The sequence below is a fragment of the Paenibacillus sp. Y916 genome (genome assembly GCF_056786435.1).
The window spans coordinates 1-19,664 of the sequence record NZ_JBXCJA010000004.1 but is presented as its reverse complement, the minus strand read 5'-3'; the positions used below and the strand labels follow the sequence as shown (position 1 = coordinate 19,664).

Here is a 19,664-nt window from a genome sequence, read left to right as displayed (position 1 = left end):
TTGTATTGAAGTAGAATTAACCGTATAATAATGTGTGTGTCAAAAAATGGCGAGGAAGATATGAATGAAAAGAAACGTAGGAATGCTTATATTGTTTCTTGTGCTTGGTTGGCTCGTAGGGGCTTTAATAGCTCAAGCGCTTGAACCTGTTCAAAGTCTATCTTTTTTGACTGCATCAACGATGATTAAATGGTCACCACAAGCTGACCTGAATATTATCAAGTATGATTTCACAATTCAATTGAAACTGTGTTTGCTTAGTTTACTTAGTATGATTATCTCTGTTTGGCTGTATCGCAAGCTATAATTGGGATAAAGGGGAAATTGATTTGACATCACAACATTCACATGTAATTATTCTAGCATCGACATCACCGCGTCGGCAGGAATTAATCTCCTCCCTACGTATTCCATACGTCATACAAGCGAGTCATGTAGATGAAGATACACCTGAGAACTGGACTCCTGGAGAGATTGTAGAAGGATTAGCACATCGCAAAGCGGAAGCTGTTCATCGTTCTTGCCTAAATGATACGGAACGTTCTATCATTGTAGGAAGCGATACTATTGTTCTATTAGACAATGAGGTACTCGGCAAGCCAAAGAATGACCAGGATGCGTATCGTATGTTATTATCTCTTCAGGGGAGAACCCATGAGGTATACACTGGCATAGCGTGCATAGATGTACTGACAGGTAGAACGTTGATCAGTCATAGGATAACTTCTGTTACTATGAAATCTTTATCCAATCGAACGATTCAAGCATACGTAAATAGTGGTGAACCTTCAGATAAGGCAGGATCCTATGCAATACAAGGCCTTGGAGCGACCTTTATTGACAGAATAGAAGGCTGTTACTTTAATGTCGTGGGCTTATCTTTATCTCTTCTCTCCGATATGTTATCGGAGTTAGGAATGGACGTATTGTAGTTTTCTTAGGTTTTTGAAATGAATGAAAGAGGGGAATACAATGGAGTCGCATGCTATGTTATTACGCGACCTCCCCCATGAAGAACGACCACGAGAACGCATGATGCAATATGGGGCGGACGCCTTAAGCCACGCTGAATTGTTGGCAATACTATTACGTACGGGATCCCATAAGGAATCGGCTATTCACTTAGCGCAACGGATTATGAATCAAGTGGGAAGTATTCGCAACCTAGTGGATCTTAGTATTGATGAACTTACACAAATTAAAGGCATTGGAAATGCGAAGGCAGTTCAGCTTAAAGCTGCAATTGAATTAGGACAAAGGCTAGTGAAATCTCGAATGGGTGACACGGTTACTATTCGTAGCCCGCGTGACGCAGTGGATTTGCTCAACGAACAATTGAGGTATTTACAAAAGGAACATTTTGTCTGTTTATTTCTGAATACAAAAAATCATGTCATTGCCCAGGAGACACTTTCTATGGGGAGTTTAAACGCCTCCATCGTTCATCCACGTGAGGTATTTCGCGCAGCTATCAAATGTAGTAGTGCGTCGATCGTATGTGCGCACAACCATCCTAGTGGAGATCCAACTCCAAGTCCTGAAGATATATCTTTGACTTCTCGTTTAGTAGAGGCAGGTCATATTATTGGAATTGAGGTATTGGACCATGTCATCATTGGAGATGGTGATTTCGTTAGTTTGAAGGAGCAAGGCTTGATGTAATATACTTGGTTAAGATTGACAGAGAAAGGGAGTTTACAGCATGTTAGGTGGTTTCACGAAAGATTTAGGTATTGATTTGGGGACAGCGAATACACTTGTTTATGTCCGCGGTAAGGGTATTGTTGTGAGAGAACCTTCAGTGGTAGCAATTAGACTAGATACGAAAAGCATTGAGGCTGTCGGTGAATCCGCCAAAAGAATGATTGGACGTACTCCTGGAAATATCCAAGCGATACGACCTATGAAAGATGGCGTTATTGCGGATTTTGATATCACAGCGACGATGATCAAATACTTTATTAAACAAGCACAGAAGCAACGCTCTTTATTTCAACGTCATCCGAATGTTATGGTATGTGTACCTTCAGGAATTACGGCTGTGGAACAGCGTGCCGTTGAGGATGCTACGAAGCAAGCAGGTGCAAGGGAAGCGTTTATCATTGAAGAACCATTTGCTGCAGCTATTGGTGCTGATCTTCCGGTCTGGGAACCAACAGGTAGTATGGTTGTAGACATCGGTGGAGGAACGACGGAAGTGGCTGTTATCTCTCTTGGAGGAATTGTAACAAGTCGTTCGGTTCGTGTTGCAGGCGATAACATGGATGAAGCCATTATGCAATATATTAAGCGACAATATAACTTGATGATTGGTGAACGGACAACCGAGCAAATGAAGATCGATATTGGTTCTGCCCTTCCTTTAGATCAAGTAGAAACGATGGAAATACGTGGTCGGGACTTAGTGTCTGGATTACCGAAGACCATTACGATTACTTCGGATGAAATTAGTGAAGCTCTTGGTGATACGGTCAACTCCATTGTTGAAGCAGTTAAGGTAACCCTTGAGAAGTGTCCGCCTGAACTTGCAGCAGACATTATGGATCGTGGGATTGTATTAACAGGTGGTGGAGCTCTACTACGCAACCTAGATAAGTTACTTGCTCAAGAGACGGGCATGCCAGTTATTGTTGCAGAGAATCCATTAGATTGTGTCGCTATCGGTACAGGTAAGGCTTTGGAAAATATTCATTTATTTAAGTCTCTATCTAGATCGAAACGGTAGGATGATCATGTGAATCAACCCCTGATATGGGAGAGAAATCAGCAATGTTAGAGGGTGTTGAAACTGTTTAAGTTGTTAGCGAATAAAAGGTTATTTGTTATATTAATTGGTATCGTTATGTTTATTACTCTTATGGGTTTTACGATTGGTTCAAGGACTTCATTGTCTTGGCCAGAGAAATTCGTAAGAGATACGGTCGGTTTCGTACAAAATATATTTTATAAGCCCGCTGGCTATATAGCGGGCTTGTTTGAAGATATCGGTAACATGAGAGGTATCTATGAAGAGAACGAAGAGCTAAAAATTGCGCTCGCACAGTACACGCGCGAGAAAGCACGATTTAATTTTATGGAAGCTGAGAATAACGATCTTAAACGCCACCTTAAATTCACACAAGCGCAAAGTGAGAAAAATAATTATGAATTCCATATTGCGCAGGTGGTTAGTGTGAATACAGACCCGAATAATCGATCATTGGTTATAGATATTGGGCAACGTGATGGTGTGAAGGTGGATATGACGGTTACTTCTGTAGAGGGGCTTGTGGGTGTCGTTAGTAAAGTCAGTAACTTTACTTCAACAGTGAAGCTGATTACAACGATGGATGTTAAGGATCCCAATACAAATGCTATTGCTGCAACAGCTCTGGATAATCAGGATAAATCCTTTGGAATTATTGAGAGTTATGATCAGAAGAGCGGTACATTACTTATGACAGGAATTAAAGAGGAGGACCCACTCAAAAAGTTTGATACAATAGTAACTTCTGGTAGTGGTGGTCTGTATCCAAGGGGAATGGTTGTTGGAACTGTGGAGAGTGTCCAAGTCGGAGAAATGGGATCGCTTAGGACAGCTACGATTATACCTGCCGCAAACTTTGAGGATTGGAAGCAATTATTTGTAGTGTTTACACCGGAGGTTCAAGAATAGTGATGATGCGTAGACCCGTCCTTATTATGTTGCTGTTTCTACTGTTTATACTTGAAGGAACAATTGTGCCTTGGTTTATTCCTGGAGCATGGCAGTCTAGAATTGTGCCGAATTTGGTGTACATCGTGATTCTATTTGTGTCGATCTATAACCATCGTCATACGGCATTAGTACTTGGGATCATATTTGGAATGCTCCATGATGTTGTCTTTTATGGTCAAATCATGGGGACCTATTCATTTGCAATGGGATTCTCCGCCTATTTTATGGGGTTCGTATTCCAAACTCCGCGGGCACCTATGCCAATTATGATGACAGTTATTCTGTTGGGTAGCCTACTATTGGATAGTACGTTATTTGGAATATATACGATATTTCAAATGAATCATACGACGTATGATTGGGCTTTGGTGCATCATATTCTTCCTGACTTATTCGTTCATTTTGTCTTTGCTTTAATAATCTATGTTCCACTACGATCTCAATTAGAAAAAATTAGTAAACTTAACCAAAAAGAGAAAGTGGCTTAGGCCAATTTCTACAAATTAAAGGTCAAAGCAGGAACTTCGGACTCAGGGCACGAAATGAAAGAGGATGGGAGGGACAGGTTATGACTGTGAAATCCAATCATGTCACGATTAAGGGGATTAAGGATGGCCTGGTATTCCTGCTTGATGCTGAGTGTGACTTTGAGGATTTACTGACTGAGCTTCGCTATAAACTGGAATATAGCCATACGAATATTTTGACGGGACCCATTATACATGTGGATATAAAACTAGGTTCAAGGGTTGTAACCGAGGACCAGAAACAGAATATTCTCGATATTATGAAACAAAAAGGTAATCTACTGGTACGTTCTGTTGAATCACAAGAATTGAAACAAAAAGAAGAGATAGGGAGTAATATTACCGTCGTAAGTGGAATGGTTCGTTCGGGTCAGGTTCTTCATCATCAGGGAAATCTTCTATTTCTGGGTGATGTTAACCCCGGAGGTTCTGTGACATGTACTGGAGATATTTATATTCTAGGGTCGTTACGTGGAATGGCTCACGCGGGAGTGGAGGGGTATGAGGATGCTGTTATTGCAGCTTCTCACTTTGCTCCGACACAGTTAAGGATCTCCGATATGATTAGCCGTCCGCCCGATGAGTGGGAGACATGGGAAACGACTATGGAATTTGCATATTTACAGGATGGAGTTATGCAAATTGATAAAATGAGTAATATTGTACGTTTACGGAGAGATTTTAACATGTTTAAGGGGGTGTAGTGCATGGGAGAGGCTATTGTCGTTACTTCTGGTAAGGGTGGGGTAGGTAAGACAACCACGACAGCGAATATTGGAACTGCGCTTGCTTTACTTGGTAAAAAGGTGTGTTTGGTGGATACCGACATAGGCCTTCGTAATTTAGATGTGGTCATGGGGCTTGAGAATCGCATTATTTACGATCTAATTGATGTAGCCGAGGGACGGTGTCGTCTAGGGCAAGCACTAGTGAAGGATAAACGATTCGATGAGTTATATATGTTACCAGCAGCACAGACCAAAGATAAGGATTCTGTTAAACCTGAACAGGTAAGGGATATTATTCTTGAGCTTAAGAAAGAATATGATTATGTTATTATTGATTGTCCAGCGGGTATTGAGCAAGGATTTAAGAATGCAATTGCTGGGGCTGATAGAGCTATTGTTGTTACGACGCCAGAGAACGCTGCAGTTCGAGATGCTGATCGCATTATCGGGCTATTGGAAAGTTCAAATGTGAAGTCTCCGATGCTCGTTGTGAATCGAATACGACCGAATATGATGAAGAGTGGTGACATGCTTGAGATTGAGGACATTCTTCAAGTATTGAATATCGATTTGATTGGGATCGTACCAGATGATGAGTACGTGATCAAAGCGGCTAACAATGGAGAGCCAACAGTAATGAATCCAGAATCCAAAGCAGCGATTGCCTATCGTAATATCGCTAGACGTATTTTGGGTGATACAGTGCCCTTGATGCAAATGGATACTAAACAAGGTGCGTTTAAACGATTCAAGAAATTCCTAGGAATGGGATAATATAGTTTTGGAAATAAGAGACTGTCTTTAAAAGCTAGGAATCTAGCTTTAGGACAATCTCTTTTTTATTTATAAATGTTGCTGTTAAGGAGGCTTGTTCTAAATAGATGGGCATCTCTCATAAAATAGGTGATAAAAGAGTCTCTTAAGGGGATGAATGATCATCGATAAAAAAGAAGTGCGGGAACGTGATCCTGAAGTGGTATGGAAAAAGGAACGGGGGCGTTGGAATGAAGACTATGGAAATAGAACAAGTCATTCTTTTATCTCAAGTTTTATATGGAGACTACTATTAAGTGCCGTATTGTTTGGGTTAATTATTGGAATCTATCGTTCGCAGCAGGCTTGGACAGTGAGTATTCAACATTATATTGCACAATCACTAAATCGGGAAATGGATTTCCAAGCGGCAGAGTCATGGTATGTTGCTCATTTCGGAGAGGCACCCAGCATTATCCCTATTTTCAAGGAGAGTAAGAATGACCCACTGAAGGTTATTGCATCACAAACCTTGATTGCGCCGATACATGGAATAGTAACAACTCCTTTCTCTGCGGAGCTAAGAGGAATTGAAATAAGTCCGAACGAAGATTCAAATGCTACTCAGCAGGTTAAAAGTGTAGCGACTGGACGTGTCATAGAAGTGCTGAACGAAACGATGTCGGGCAAAACACTAACTATTCAACATAGGGGTGGATTGTCGGCTGTTTATGGCCACTTAGATACTACTTTGAAGGTAAATGATTGGATAGAAGCTGGAGAGCATATTGGATGGTTATCTAACGCACATTCTGTACAGCCGCAAACATTATATTTTGCTATGAAACAGGGCGAGAGTTATGTTGATCCATTAGATGTGATGTCTTTTGATTAATATCCGAGGGATAACGCTAAAATTACATCCTTTATTTATAATTGTGATGTTAATGTCTATATTGACTGGTAACTTTATTGAGTTAATCACGCTATTTGTTATTGTCCTTATACATGAAATGGGTCATTTAAGTATGGCATTATTATTTGGTATAAAGGTCTTATCTGTCCAGTTACTTCCATTCGGAGGCGTAGTGATAATTGAAGACCAGGGAAAGTTAACGGCATGGAAGGAAATCGCAATTGCTGTGGCAGGCCCCCTTCAAAATGGAATCATGATAATTATTGGAATGATGTTCATGTCTCTAGGGTGGGGGAATAGCGAATATATTTCATATATTATGCAAGGAAATATGGTCATTGCATTGTTCAATCTGCTACCGATTCCTCCGCTCGATGGTGGTAAAATATTACAATCACTGACAAGTCGATATTTTTCTTATTACGGGACTTTACTATGGTCAACAAGAGTAAGTATAGTAACAAGTATAGCTGTAGTATTATATGCAATACTGCCTCTAATTGAGGGAAAAGGAGTAATACAACTTAATCTGCTCATGATTGGTCTATTTCTTTTCTATTCCAATGTTGTCGATTATCGTAACATTCCTTATCGGTTTATGAGATTTCTGATGAATAGAGATCCAGTATATGCTAAATACGCCATGCTAAGTACCATTGCACAACCGATTATTACGAATGGAACGAAACATTTAGACCCTATTTTGCGTCTATTTAAGAGAGAGAAATATCATTTAATTTATGTTGTGGATAAAAAAGGGGATGTCATTGCTGTTTTACCTGAGCAACGACTCATATCTGCCTATTTTTCTACTGAACGTCGAATTCCCTAATATTGAATTACGCGTTATAACGTTATAATGGTATGCTACAAAATTTATTAGAGATTTCATGTAGAGATTATGAAATGTCTTCTAGCAGAGGTGAAGCCATGAAACAGATGATCGTTAACTGTGAAACGAAGTTTACACAGATGGCTCTCATAGAGGAAGGTAAGCTTGTGGAGTTTGCGACGGAACGTAGCCAAGGCGAGAGCTTAGTAGGAAGCTTTTACAAAGGGCGAGTCGTCAATGTATTACCAGGCATGCAAGCGGCTTTTGTAGATATTGGCCATAAGAAGAATGCCTTTCTTTATGTTGATGATGTGCTACACCCCCATCTTGATAAGCAGCCGAAGGTTAAACCTTCGATAGAAGAATTGTTGAAAGTGGGACAAGAAGTTGTTGTCCAAGTTATGAAAGAATCTCTTCGGGGCAAAGGACCAAGAGTAACTACCCACTATTCACTTCCTGGTCGCTGGATTGTGTATATGCCAATTGCGGATTATGTAGCTGTTTCGAAGAAGATCCAAAGCGATAGTGAACGAACAAGGCTTAAGATCTTAAGTGAACAGTTACGTTTTCGTGGTGAGGGAATTATAGTTAGAACAGTATCGCAGGATGAACATATTGACGCTATTAAAGGTGATTTGGAATTATTGCGAGAACAGTGGCAACGAATTCAAGAGATAGCTAACCAATTAGCTGCGCCTAGTCTGCTTCATCGAGACTTGAGTATTGTTCAGCGCCAAATTCGAGATGTATTGAACCCCTTAGAAGATGAACTGATAATTAATAATGTTACAGAAGCGGATGAAGCAAAGAAATATTTGTATGAAATGAGTAATGGCGTCCATTTACCTGTGAAGTTGTTTCAATCCTCTGAATCCATCTTCAAAGCTCATGGTGTTATTGAGCAATTAGATAAAGGTCTTTCCCGAAAAGTATCTCTTGCGAGTGGCGGAACGATTATATGGGATCATACGGAAGCGTTAACCGTCATTGATGTAAATACAAGCAAATATACGGGTGCTTATAGTTTGGAAGAGACGGTAACGTTGACCAATTTACAAGCTGCCCAAGAAATAGCAAGATTAATCCGCCTTAGGGATGTCGGTGGAATTATCGTTATCGATTTTATTGATATGGAGCAGGAAGAGCATCGTCAGAATGTGGTGGAGGCTTTAGACTTAGTGATGAAAAAAGATCGAGCCAAGAGTCAAATTGTTGGATGGACGAAACTTGGACTTCTTGAGCTCACTCGTAAAAAGGTTCGCGAGGATACATCGATATTGCTTGATAGAACTTGTGATAGCTGTTCCGGAACAGGGCGAATTAATATCGTTACAATTCATTGACTGCGCGAAAGAAGTGTGGTAATATATACGAGTATGTGTTTGGTGCTTCATTGCCCTGCACATGCTGTAACCGCTCCGGTTGGGTTATGAAGTGCAGTATATTTTTATGCTGCCACCTAGATTAGGCGAGTCTGAGACATGAGGAGGTGCAAGAATATGTACGCAATTATCGAAACAGGTGGTAAACAATACAAAGTTCAAGAAGGCGATGTGTTGTTCATTGAGAAACTACATGCAGAAGACGGAGAAAGTGTTACTTTTAACCGTGTACTAGCAATATGTGATGACAATGGTTTGGTAGCAGGTACACCGTTACTTTCCGGTGCAACTGTAGCCGCTACAGTTGAGAAACATGGTAAAGGTCATAAGGTTGTTGTATTCAAATACAAACCTAAGAAGAACTACCATAAGAAGCAAGGTCATCGTCAACCATACACTAAAGTAACAATCGGAAAAATTCAGGCGTAAGAAGGTGCGATAAAGTGATTATCGTGCGTATCTTTCGTAACGATAGCGGGTTGATCCAAAGGTTCAAGATAAAGGGACACGCAGATTATGCGAAAGCTGGAGAAGATATTGTATGTGCTGGAGTATCAGCTGTCACTGTCGGAACAGTTAATTCGATTGAAGCGTTAACAGGTGTTATTTTGGATTGTGAAATGCATGATGGTTTCTTAAGTGGAAAGATTCCTCTTCGTGAGGATATATCTACTGGAAGTCATGTGCAGCTCTTAATGGAATCAATGGTCGTTATGTTGAATAATATTGCTGAATCATACGGTGAGTATATTCAAATAGAAGAAATTACTATTTAAAGAAGGAGGTAGACAACATGTTAAAATTGAATCTTCAATTGTTCGCATCGAAAAAGGGTGTTGGTTCCACAAGAAACGGACGTGATAGCCATTCGAAACGTCTTGGTGTGAAACGTGCTGACGGACAAACGGTTACTGGCGGAAGTATCCTAGTTCGTCAACGTGGAACAAAAATTCATCCAGGTACGAATGTTGGCATCGGAAGTGACGATACTTTGTTTGCTAAAGTGGAAGGCGTTGTGAAATTTGAACGTTGGGGCCGCGATCGCAAGAAAGTGAGCGTCTACCCGGTAAATATCGCTCCTGTAGCGGCAGCAGTGGAAGCTTAATTGCTAAGTAAACAGCTGTGACACAAGGAAGAAGCCTCCGGCCATTAAGTGCCGGGGGTTTTTTTGTAACGATTAGGATAAATAGGTGAGATAAACTTCATATTTGTGCTATACTATGTAGTGGCGAAATTAGTCAATAGGTGATTTAGGAACGAGGAGAAGCTGTGAAAACGTGGAAAAAGTTATGGGCTCTAGCTATCATATCCACATGGATTCCTTTGTTGTTCGTTATTTGGTTTCCATCGATAATATGGTATGTTTTGCTTACGCTTTGGGTGGCAACAGTCTTTTGGATCGTAATCACAATTATTCATAGGCAGAGTGAACGGGAACAGCGATTACTGATTCAAAGCGTTGAACTGACTGCTATCAAAAGCTTGAATCATCATCGACATGACTGGATGAACGATTTACAAATTTTATATGGATACATTCAACTTGGAAAGCATGATAAATCTATTGAATGTGTGGGAAGAATAAAGGAACGGATGGAGCTTGAGGGTAAGATTGCGAAGCTTGGTATTCCATCTTTAGTTTTTTATCTGCAAGCTTTTCGTACCATAGGAAGTAATGTGGAACTTGAGATCAATATTGCAGATGACTTACATCTTAGTAATAGAATGAAAGAAGATGATACTGAGGAATGGGTATCCGCTATTGTAAAAAGTATTCGAGCGTTTCAATACATTGGACGGGTATCCTGGGGGGAGAGTCGTAATCTTACGCTCAGTCTTTATGAAGAAGATAGGGAAATAGTCGCTCTTTTTGAAGGTAGTGGTTTGCAAGGAACGCCAGAAGTTTTTGAGCAGCAAATTCATAATGTGGTGCGTAGTAATAGAATAAGGATGGAGAAGTTGGATACTGCTTCATCTTCATTTCAGTTACGCGTACCGTGTGATACATGAGGAAGGTGAAGTTATGTTTATAGATAAAGCAAAGATTTTTGTGAAAGCAGGCGATGGTGGTGACGGTATCGTCGCATTCCGACGTGAGAAGTTTGTGCCAAATGGTGGTCCTGCAGGTGGCGATGGAGGAAGAGGTGCCGACGTCATTTTTCAGGTGGATGAAGGGCTTCGGACTTTGGTGGATTTCCGTTATCAACGTCACTTTAAGGCGGATAAAGGTGTGAAGGGGCGGAATAAGAGTCAACATGGTGCTAATGCAGACCATATGATCGTTCGCATCCCACCGGGTACAATCATATTGGATGATGACACCGGAGAAGTAATTGCAGATTTAACCAGACATGGTCAATTTGTAGTTGTTGCACGTGGAGGACGCGGAGGAAGAGGTAATAATCGCTTCGCTACAATTAAGAATACCGCACCTGAAATTGCCGAGAATGGTGAAGAAGGTCAAGAACGTTATATTGTATTAGAATTAAAAGTGATGGCGGATGTTGGACTAGTGGGCTTCCCAAGTGTGGGTAAATCTACTTTGTTGTCTGTCGTATCTGCTGCTACTCCTAAAATAGGAGCGTATCACTTCACAACGCTTACTCCCAATTTAGGTGTAGTTGATGTGGGAGATCATCGTAGTTTTGTTATGGCAGATTTACCAGGGCTCATTGAGGGTGCACACGAGGGTGTAGGGCTTGGGCATGAATTCCTACGTCATGTTGAACGAACTCGTGTTATTATTCATGTGGTGGATATGTCAGGATCTGAAGGCAGAGACCCTTACGAAGACTGGGTCAAGATCAATGATGAATTACAACTATATAATCCGGTATTAGTCAATCGTCCGCAGATTGTTGCGGCGAACAAAATGGACATGCCTGACTCAGAAGCGCTATTAGCATCTTTCCGTGAAAAGGTTAAGCTAATCAGACCAGAAATGGAGATTATGCCAATATCATCCTTGACGCGTCAAGGTATACAGGAATTGCTATACCGTGCTACAGACTTACTTGATCAAATTCCGGATGAGCTTGTTATAGAGGAAGTTTCTGAACTGAAGGAAAGAAAAGTGTATAAACTAGATAAGAAGGATGATGATTCATTTACGATCGTTAGAGATAATGATGAATTCGTCGTTCATAGTGAGAAGATTGAACAAATGATGAAGAGAATGCAACTTAATTCGCATGAAGCTGTTCTCAAATTAGGACGCATTCTCAGAAACATGGGTGTGGACGAAGAACTTCGTAAACGCGGAGCTGTAGATGGAACCATCGTTCGACTTGGAGATTTTGAGTTCGAATTTGTTGAAGGCAGTAGTTATTATTAAAATAATAAAAACCGTACGCAGACCTATAAGGTGCTGAATACGGTTTTTTTTTTTTTGACCTATTGATGGGTACTCTATAAGTCTATAGTGATGTTACGTCATCCCTAGACAACTTTTTGGGTTGTACTTCGTTCCCGCTCGATGCTAAAGAGAGGTTTTGGCGTTCCGCGAGCAATCTCCAGCCTGACCATAACCAGAAAGTACCAATGATCATAAGGATGATCAATCCTGATAACGTATAGTAACGGGCTTTAGCACCATCATTAAACTGAATGTCTCCAAGTAGCTCGACTGCATGCTTCATGAGGGAAATTTGTAACACTGGATCATTGGTCATTCCCCCGGCATTAACCCTGAAGCCGTTGGCTTGTCCGGGCTTGTTAAGTCCGCTTTTCACAGTTAACGTAATATCGATGCCCAATTGTTTAGCTATGTTCAACGACGATTTAGAGAACTTACCGTAAGGGAAGGCGAGTACGTTATTCTGGATGCCCAAATTCTGATACAGGATCTCATTTGCCATCTTCAAATCATAGGTCACACGTTGCTCATATTCTTGTTTGGTTTCTTGTCGATTCTTATCTGTTAAGTAGATTTGTCCTGCGATCATCGCAGTTAATTCATCATTGCTAGGACCTGTAGGGACATATTTATGCGAATCGTATGTATGGCTATAGAAGTCGATGCCGTTTTCTTGCATTAACTTAGCCTGCTCCCAGGTTACTTTTGGAATACCAACATGCTTCGGATTGTCGATTGAGTTGACAATAATGAAGCTAGTAGCAGGTGCTTGATATTGCTGAAGGAGAGGATAAGCATACTTATAGAGCGATTCATAGCCATCGTCAAAAGTGAGAAGGACTGCATTAACTGGAACAGGGGACGAATGCAGAATGAAATCCCTGTACTGAGTCATTGAAATCCAGTGAAAGTTATTGTCTCTCATTAACGCTAACTGCTGTTCAAAATGAGCAACAGATAATGTCCCGATATCGACCGGATCTGGACTGAGATCATGATACATCAGTACGAGAACTCGATCTTGGTAATAGATTCCTTCAGGATCATTGGCTTCTGGGACTAAACTTTCGTATTGGTTTACGATAGTCGACTGAGTATTATCGGAGAAGAGTTCGGCCAGTATAGGTATTCGTAAATAATAGTTTTGGACTACGAAGTAGCCAAACGCGGACGCGCTGATCCCTAAAATTAAGGACAATAAGATAAATTTTATTTTAAATTTCATGTAATGAACTCCGTTTTTTAGGATTATCATACCACATCATCCATTTATAATGAATGTATATATATGTCGATTCATGATGAATCCGAAGAGGGTAAAAGTATTGCAAGGAAACACCTGGACTTTGGGAATGGGCATACTCTGCCCTATTTGATGTTTGAAATGGAGTTCTCGACAAAGCCTTAGGGGGATGTCTGTCTATTGACCCTTAACGGGTTTTTATATTATAATGTCCACTATACGCAAACAGCAGTCTTTAAGGAGAGGACGTTCGTGAAAGAACGCTATTACCTAGTTCGTGAGGATATTTTACCAGAAGCTATCATTAAGACGATGCAAGTGAAGCAATTGCTCACTTCTGGAGATGTGAAGACGATCCACGAAGCGGTGGAACAAGTTGGATTAAGCCGTAGTGCATTTTATAAATACAAAGATGGGGTTCATCTTATTAATCATTTGGAACGTGAACGCATTGTGACGATATCCATTGATTTAGTACATCGTGCTGGGATGTTATCGAAGGTGTTAAGTCTTGTGGCTGGCCTTGGTGGTAACGTACTAACGATGCATCAAAGCATACCTTTGCAAGGAGTGGCCAATGTTGTTATCTCCGTGGAAATATCAAGGATCAGTGAAGAGCTTAATGAGATGCTGGAAGACATAAAAGGTGTTTCAGGAGTGAAACGCGTTCATATGATTGGGCAGGGTTAGGGGTAAATAAAGGGTGGACGAAGTGGTCTGGGAGGGTATGTTAATGAAATCGATAAAAGTTGGTCTATTAGGATTAGGTACAGTAGGTACAGGTGTCGTTCGAATTGTGGAAGGAAATCAGGAGGATTTAAGCAGTCAGGTAGGATCTCCAATCATTATTGAAAAGATAGCTGTGAAGAGCAGTGATAAACCACGGGAAATCGATATTGATCCATCGAAACTGACAGAGGACCCATGGGATGTTATCCGTGATCCTGAAATTGATGTCATTATAGAAGTTATGGGCGGTGTTGAGCAGACCAAAGCTTACGTATTGGAAGCTTTGGAGCGTGGGAAGCATATTATTACCGCGAATAAAGATTTAATGGCATTGCATGGATCTGAAATTCTTGCTAAGGCGCAAGAGAACCAATGCGATGTGTTCTATGAAGCGAGTGTAGCTGGTGGGATACCCATTATTCGTACGTTAATTGAAGGATTCTCTTCAGATCGTATTTTGAAAATAATGGGGATTGTAAACGGCACAACAAATTTCATTCTGACTAAGATGAGTAAAGAAGGAGCTTCTTACGATGATGTACTGCAAGAAGCACAACAACTTGGTTATGCAGAATCAGATCCAACCTCGGACGTAGAAGGATTGGATGCTGCTCGCAAGATGACTATTTTGGCAACGCTTGGATTTAGAACCAATGTTGAATTACATGATGTGAGTGTCCGTGGTATTTCTCAAGTGACCAAAGAAGATATTGCGTATGCTAAACGTCTAGGTTATGAAATGAAGCTTCTAGGGATCGCGGATTGTGAGGATGAGTCTATCAGTATTAGTGTTCAGCCTACAATGGTACGACGCAGTCATCCGATCGCTGCGGTTAACGGGGTGTATAACGCAGTGTATGTGTATGGCCAAGCGGTTGGGGAGACGATGTTCTATGGAGCTGGGGCTGGAGCGATGCCTACGGCAACTTCAGTGGTGGCAGATTTAGTAGCGGTGATTAAGAATTTGAAGCTTGGGGTAAATGGCTTGAAAGCCATAGTTCCTTATAAGGTAAAGAAGCTAAAGAGTGATGAACAAATTAAGTACAAAAACTTTATTCTTCTACATGTGGTTGATAAGGCAGGAGTACTTGCACAGATTACACAGGCTTTTGCCCAATTCGATGTGAGTTTAGAGTCTGTTGTGCAACAGCCGAACGAACATAACCCTTTTGCAGAAATTATTATCGTTACTCATGATGTAAGCAAAGCTAGTATGAATAAGGTATTGCAGCATTTTGAAGGACTTGATGTTATTCGTACCATTAAAAGTGTTTATCGGGTAGAGGGATAATTATATATAAGTGTGAGTTCAAAAAGTCAAATTTTCAGCACCAAGAAGATTGAAAGAAGCAAGGGAGAGAGGAGCGGAGCGTAGGCAGTACCTACGTGAGCACCTGAAATGTTTCCGGAGGAAACATACCCCGAAAGCATTTGCTAGGACCGGCTGAATTCAATATTCGATGTCGAATACGCTTCTTGCTATACTTCGTGATCAAAAGATGACTTTTTGAACTACCTCTATAAAGGAGCCGTTATGGATAGAATTAAAGGAGTGCGAGTAAAGGTTCCTGCTAGCACGGCGAACCTAGGTCCTGGATTTGATACGTTAGGGATGGCCTTATCGTTATATTCATGGGTAGAGATGAAAGAATCGGAACAAACTCAAATTTATTTGTATGGAGACCAGATGAAGGGGATTCCTAAGGATAAAACCAATTTATTATACCGAGTGGCGCAACTTGTCTTTGATGAGGCTGGGATTTGTATGCCAGAGGTTGAAATTTCTATGTATTCAGACATTCCTTTGACGAGAGGTCTTGGGAGTAGTGCGTCAGCTATTATTGGGGGAATGAGTGCGGCAAATGCTCTAATCGGATCGCCACTATCTAATGATAAAATATTTGACATGGCTACAAGTTTAGAAGGTCATCCTGACAATGTGGGAGCGTCTTTGTTCGGGGGAATTATTACTGCAGTGTGGGACGGAGTTCAGGCTGATTATATAAAGATAGAACCACATGAAGAATTAGAGGTTTTGGTTGTTATTCCGGAATTTCAATTGTCTACTACTGAAGCTCGAAAAGTATTGCCTGATCATATTAGCCGAAAAGATGCGGTGTATAATATTAGTCGATCATCGCTATTGGTGGCTGCGCTCTCTAGTGGAAGGTTTGATCTGATAGGAAAAGCTATGTCGGATCGATTGCATCAGCCATATCGAGCAAGTCTAGTGCCGGGCATGACATCTATATTGGAGGAAGCTCCGAATCATGGAGCGCTTGGGGTTGCCTTGAGTGGCGCGGGTCCGACTCTGTTAGCATTAGTAGATCGTCGAGATATCCGAAAAAAAGAATTGGAATCCTATCTGTTAAATACAATGGGGTCGCATGGCATTCAAGCATCCGCAAGATGGCTTAGACCATCTATTAAGGGTGTTGAGGTCTATGAGATGAACTCTAACTCATTTATGAACATGATTAAAGGGGAAGTTGGAGTATGAAACGAATAGCATTACTACCAGAAGGCTCTGTTTCTCATGAGGCTGTACTTCATTTATTTGGTGATGAACCTGTTGAACTACAGTATTACAAGCTTATTTCGGATGTGTTTCTTGCAACTGTTCAAGGTAAAAGTGACTACAGTGTAATTCCTATTGAGAATACGATAGAAGGATCAGTAAGTCTGCATATGGATTGGCTTGTGAATGAAGTTGATATTCCTATGCAAGCGGAATGGGTCTATCCATCTATACAGAACTTGATAGGAGATCGAGAACAATTTCTTTCTGAGTCAGGCAGTATAGATTATAGCCGAATTACTAAGATTATTTCTCATCCTGTTGCCTCTGCGCAATGTCAGCAGTTTATACGTAACCATGCTCCTCAAGCTGAGATAGAGAATGTAGGGAGCACAACTGAAGCTGTTCATATTGTGAAAAAGAATCCAGGACATGGATGGGCGGCGATTGGTACAGCTCTTGGTGCAGCAACTCATGGTTTAGATGTGATGTCTGAGCGTGTGACAGATCATGACAATAACTTCACCAGATTTGTACTTATTGGTCCTGATCTAGTGAATCTCGAGCGTCAAAACAATGCATTGAAAACAAGTATTATCGTTACGCTTCCAGAGGATTTCCCAGGGGCACTTCATCAAGTTCTTTCGACCTTTGCTTGGAGAAGGCTCAATTTATCTCGAATCGAATCACGTCCTACGAAGAAGAAACTTGGAAATTATTATTTCTATATTGATATTCTTGAAGAGGTTAATACGGTTCTATTGCAAGCGGCTATATTGGAAATCGAGGCGTTAGGGTGTCAGGTACGAGTATTGGGATCCTATCCAACGTATACCTATGATAAGAATGTGAAGAAGTAGTGAGATCCGTTTACCTCGGATTATGGGGTTAAGTCTATAGAAATCCTTTCATGATTGAACATGGAAGGATTTTTTTTGTTATCAATGATGTCATTCGCCCAAACTCTGCATAAGATGATAGTAACGAAGGCGGGCTATTATTCTGCCTAAAAGAAGTTTAGGAGGTTTTACCGCGTGAAAATACACATGGTTAAGAAAGGCGACACCTTATACAACTTATCTGGCAAATATGGAATCTCTTTAGAACAGTTAATTGAAGCAAATCCGCAGCTCTCAGATCCGAACAAACTAAACATAGGTGAGAAGGTCAAAATTCCATCGAAGTCTGTTTCTTCACCTAAACCAGAAGACACGGTTCACAAGCATGTAGTGAAACAGGGAGATAGTCTTTGGAAGATCTCCAAAGCATGGGGAGTTACTTTAAAAGAAATGATCGATGCTAACTCGCATTTGAAAAACCCGAATGCCCTACTCGTTGGTGAAATTGTAAACATACCTAAGGTGGTGATGAAGGAGGGAGTTTATAATGCACCAGTTGAAGAGAAGGTAACGACGGATAAGATGATGCATGGAGGTAAAACGTATACAGGAACAAAGACAGAGAAAACGCCTAATCAGGCCCTCCCACCAGTCATTCCACAACTGCCGCAGCTTCCAGTGAATCCTGCTCCCAATATACCGGCACCGAATCTGAATTTAGAAATCTCAGTTGCACCTAATCCTGTATTTGAAAGTCATGAGGAAAAAGTAGAGATGTCGCAGCAATTGTTTATACAATTTCCTGTCCCTGCACAAGAAGTGGTGGCACATCAACCTATTATAGAGCCGGCTCAAAAGTGCCCAGTTATGGCGGAGAAAACAACCTATCCAGGACTGACGGAGGGTTACTCGTATTCTCAGCCGCAGTATGAACAACAGGGCTATGGCTATGGTTATGGAAATGAGCAATCGTGCTATCCTGAGATGATGCCCATGACTAATCAAATGCCAGATTGCGGTAATCAGAATATTTCACCTTATAATTTTCCGTTTACGGACAATAATTTAGGCTACTCATCAGTTGGAGGGGGCAAGGAGAATGCACCAGTAGCCGTATCTAATGCTACACATGCGATGGAGAATGGACCTGTAATTCACTCGGATATCTACTCTTGCACTCACCCTTTCGAGTGGACTTTCCCGCAGTCCAATATGCAGGGTGGTTATTCGATGAATCCAAACATGTCTTATGGGGGATACAATTCTCCCTCCCAACAACAATCAGAAGTTAAAGCTACACAAGATTGTGGTTGTCATAGTAGAGAGCAAGATGCGGCTCCAACCGAATCTGATGTATTAGTAAGTGATAAGGAATTACAGACTGCGCAGACATCCAGTGTGAGTAAAGGTAGAAAAGGTGCTGGAAATCAGGTTGGGAAATCAGCTCCAAAAAAGGAGAACAAGAAATCAAGTGTACAACATAGACGGCGTAATCCTTGGATAAAAAACTAAAATATTTTAATATCAAGACGAGCGATTAGTTGACGCTCGTCTTGATCTATTGAATGGTAACAGCACCAGTATCATAAGTTCGAGTTCAAAAATTCAGGTTTTTGCACAAAAGCGTATGCTTCGGCAGTCGTCCTTTGTGTGCTGTATTATTACTACTTGCCAAATAGGGGGAGAGTATGTTAAATTATTAATCCAGCCAATTAAAGTTTGGCGGGTTGGAAGCGATGGATTTGGTAGTATATAAGATCAGGGAAATTAATCTATAAAAATAAAGCTTGCGTTATCAAATCTCACATGATATGATATAAAAGTTGTCACCGAGACACACTGGTGATGAGCAAGACAAAAATTGATCTTTGAAAACTGAACAACGAGTGAGTGGTTTTCACGAAAGTGAGAACAAAACAAATGAGAAATCATTTGGATTGAGAATGTAATATTCTCGTCAGTTTGTTTCAAAATGAGCATAATCGCTCTTTTCATAACTCGTCATGTAGATCATCTTCTCCGCAAGGAGATGGACGAGTTACATGACGGTCGATCAAACTTTGTTTGATCTTAATTGGAGAGTTTGATCCTGGCTCAGGACGAACGCTGGCGGCGTGCCTAATACATGCAAGTCGAGCGGAGATT

At 40.9% G+C, this 19,664-nt stretch carries 22 protein-coding genes, 1 rRNA gene and 1 other annotated feature; of the genes, 22 read left to right on the top strand and 1 reads right to left on the bottom strand.

Annotated elements, in window-relative coordinates:
- The first annotated feature begins 64 nt into the window (after positions 1–64).
- From AC1TO9_RS10765 to obgE, 16 genes are all read left to right on the top strand, one after another.
- Positions 65–307 (top strand): DUF4321 domain-containing protein, encoded by a 243-nt coding sequence (locus AC1TO9_RS10765; RefSeq protein ID WP_438347118.1) that lies wholly within the window; start codon positions 65–67, stop codon positions 305–307.
- 22 nt (positions 308–329) lie between these two features.
- The gene (locus AC1TO9_RS10760; RefSeq protein ID WP_482055632.1) at positions 330–932 is read left to right on the top strand and encodes a Maf family protein; all 603 of its coding nucleotides are present in this window, start codon (positions 330–332) and stop codon (positions 930–932) included.
- A 40-nt stretch (positions 933–972) separates the two neighbouring features.
- The gene (gene radC, locus AC1TO9_RS10755; RefSeq protein WP_482055633.1) at positions 973–1,662 is read left to right on the top strand and encodes a RadC family protein; all 690 of its coding nucleotides are present in this window, start codon (positions 973–975) and stop codon (positions 1,660–1,662) included.
- 40 nt (positions 1,663–1,702) lie between these two features.
- Positions 1,703–2,725 carry a rod shape-determining protein gene (locus AC1TO9_RS10750; RefSeq protein WP_482055634.1) on the top strand — a complete coding sequence of 341 codons (1,023 nt, stop codon included), beginning with the start codon at positions 1,703–1,705 and terminating at the stop codon, positions 2,723–2,725.
- Positions 2,726–2,779: 54 nt separating this feature from the next.
- On the top strand, positions 2,780–3,655 hold the full coding sequence (gene mreC / locus AC1TO9_RS10745; protein ID WP_482055635.1) for a rod shape-determining protein MreC: 876 nt from the start codon (positions 2,780–2,782) through the stop codon (positions 3,653–3,655).
- Positions 3,655–4,185 carry a rod shape-determining protein MreD gene (gene mreD / locus AC1TO9_RS10740; protein ID WP_482055636.1) on the top strand — a complete coding sequence of 177 codons (531 nt, stop codon included), beginning with the start codon at positions 3,655–3,657 and terminating at the stop codon, positions 4,183–4,185. Before mreC ends, mreD begins: the two co-directional genes overlap by 1 nt.
- An 80-nt stretch (positions 4,186–4,265) precedes the next feature.
- The gene (gene minC, locus AC1TO9_RS10735; protein WP_482059162.1) at positions 4,266–4,928 is read left to right on the top strand and encodes a septum site-determining protein MinC; all 663 of its coding nucleotides are present in this window, start codon (positions 4,266–4,268) and stop codon (positions 4,926–4,928) included.
- A gap of 3 nt (positions 4,929–4,931) precedes the next feature.
- Complete coding sequence (gene minD, locus AC1TO9_RS10730; RefSeq protein ID WP_482055638.1) at positions 4,932–5,726, top strand: septum site-determining protein MinD; 795 nt, start codon at positions 4,932–4,934, stop codon at positions 5,724–5,726.
- Between the two features lie 157 nt (positions 5,727–5,883).
- Positions 5,884–6,600 carry a peptidoglycan DD-metalloendopeptidase family protein gene (locus tag AC1TO9_RS10725; RefSeq protein WP_482055639.1) on the top strand — a complete coding sequence of 239 codons (717 nt, stop codon included), beginning with the start codon at positions 5,884–5,886 and terminating at the stop codon, positions 6,598–6,600.
- Positions 6,593–7,453: a M50 family metallopeptidase gene (locus tag AC1TO9_RS10720; RefSeq protein ID WP_482055640.1), complete on the top strand. Its 861-nt coding sequence runs from the start codon at positions 6,593–6,595 to the stop codon at positions 7,451–7,453. Before AC1TO9_RS10725 ends, AC1TO9_RS10720 begins: the two co-directional genes overlap by 8 nt.
- Before the next feature lie 98 nt (positions 7,454–7,551).
- Positions 7,552–8,796 (top strand): Rne/Rng family ribonuclease, encoded by a 1,245-nt coding sequence (locus tag AC1TO9_RS10715; protein WP_482055680.1) that lies wholly within the window; start codon positions 7,552–7,554, stop codon positions 8,794–8,796.
- A 58-nt stretch (positions 8,797–8,854) separates the two neighbouring features.
- Positions 8,855–8,939: a sequence feature (ribosomal protein L21 leader region), on the top strand.
- A 13-nt stretch (positions 8,940–8,952) separates the two neighbouring features.
- On the top strand, positions 8,953–9,264 hold the full coding sequence (gene rplU, locus AC1TO9_RS10710; protein WP_438347107.1) for a 50S ribosomal protein L21: 312 nt from the start codon (positions 8,953–8,955) through the stop codon (positions 9,262–9,264).
- 14 nt (positions 9,265–9,278) lie between these two features.
- Complete coding sequence (locus AC1TO9_RS10705) at positions 9,279–9,611, top strand: ribosomal-processing cysteine protease Prp (protein WP_482055641.1); 333 nt, start codon at positions 9,279–9,281, stop codon at positions 9,609–9,611.
- A 17-nt stretch (positions 9,612–9,628) separates the two neighbouring features.
- On the top strand, positions 9,629–9,940 hold the full coding sequence (gene rpmA / locus AC1TO9_RS10700; RefSeq protein ID WP_482055642.1) for a 50S ribosomal protein L27: 312 nt from the start codon (positions 9,629–9,631) through the stop codon (positions 9,938–9,940).
- A 164-nt stretch (positions 9,941–10,104) separates the two neighbouring features.
- Positions 10,105–10,845: a Spo0B domain-containing protein gene (locus AC1TO9_RS10695; protein WP_482059161.1), complete on the top strand. Its 741-nt coding sequence runs from the start codon at positions 10,105–10,107 to the stop codon at positions 10,843–10,845.
- Between the two features lie 13 nt (positions 10,846–10,858).
- On the top strand, positions 10,859–12,169 hold the full coding sequence (gene obgE, locus AC1TO9_RS10690) for a GTPase ObgE (protein WP_482055644.1): 1,311 nt from the start codon (positions 10,859–10,861) through the stop codon (positions 12,167–12,169).
- Positions 12,170–12,251: 82 nt separating this feature from the next.
- Here the strand turns inward: obgE and AC1TO9_RS10685 are convergent, their stop codons facing one another.
- Positions 12,252–13,415 carry a polysaccharide deacetylase family protein gene (locus AC1TO9_RS10685; protein WP_482059160.1) on the bottom strand — a complete coding sequence of 388 codons (1,164 nt, stop codon included), beginning with the start codon at positions 13,413–13,415 and terminating at the stop codon, positions 12,252–12,254.
- Between the two features lie 270 nt (positions 13,416–13,685).
- On the opposite strand from AC1TO9_RS10685, the gene AC1TO9_RS10680 reads away from it, so the two are divergent.
- The 6 genes from AC1TO9_RS10680 to AC1TO9_RS10655 all read left to right on the top strand — a co-directional run.
- Positions 13,686–14,123, top strand: a complete 438-nt coding sequence (locus AC1TO9_RS10680) for an ACT domain-containing protein (protein ID WP_482055646.1) — start codon at positions 13,686–13,688, stop codon at positions 14,121–14,123.
- Between the two features lie 43 nt (positions 14,124–14,166).
- On the top strand, positions 14,167–15,453 hold the full coding sequence (locus AC1TO9_RS10675; protein WP_482059159.1) for a homoserine dehydrogenase: 1,287 nt from the start codon (positions 14,167–14,169) through the stop codon (positions 15,451–15,453).
- A 243-nt stretch (positions 15,454–15,696) separates the two neighbouring features.
- The gene (gene thrB / locus AC1TO9_RS10670) at positions 15,697–16,662 is read left to right on the top strand and encodes a homoserine kinase (protein WP_482055648.1); all 966 of its coding nucleotides are present in this window, start codon (positions 15,697–15,699) and stop codon (positions 16,660–16,662) included.
- Positions 16,659–17,540, top strand: coding sequence for a prephenate dehydratase (gene pheA, locus AC1TO9_RS10665; protein ID WP_482059158.1), 882 nt, complete (start codon positions 16,659–16,661; stop codon positions 17,538–17,540). Before thrB ends, pheA begins: the two co-directional genes overlap by 4 nt.
- A 174-nt stretch (positions 17,541–17,714) precedes the next feature.
- Positions 17,715–19,031: a LysM peptidoglycan-binding domain-containing protein gene (locus tag AC1TO9_RS10660; RefSeq protein WP_482055650.1), complete on the top strand. Its 1,317-nt coding sequence runs from the start codon at positions 17,715–17,717 to the stop codon at positions 19,029–19,031.
- Positions 19,032–19,590: 559 nt separating this feature from the next.
- Positions 19,591–19,664 (top strand): 16S ribosomal RNA (locus AC1TO9_RS10655); the annotation flags it as partial.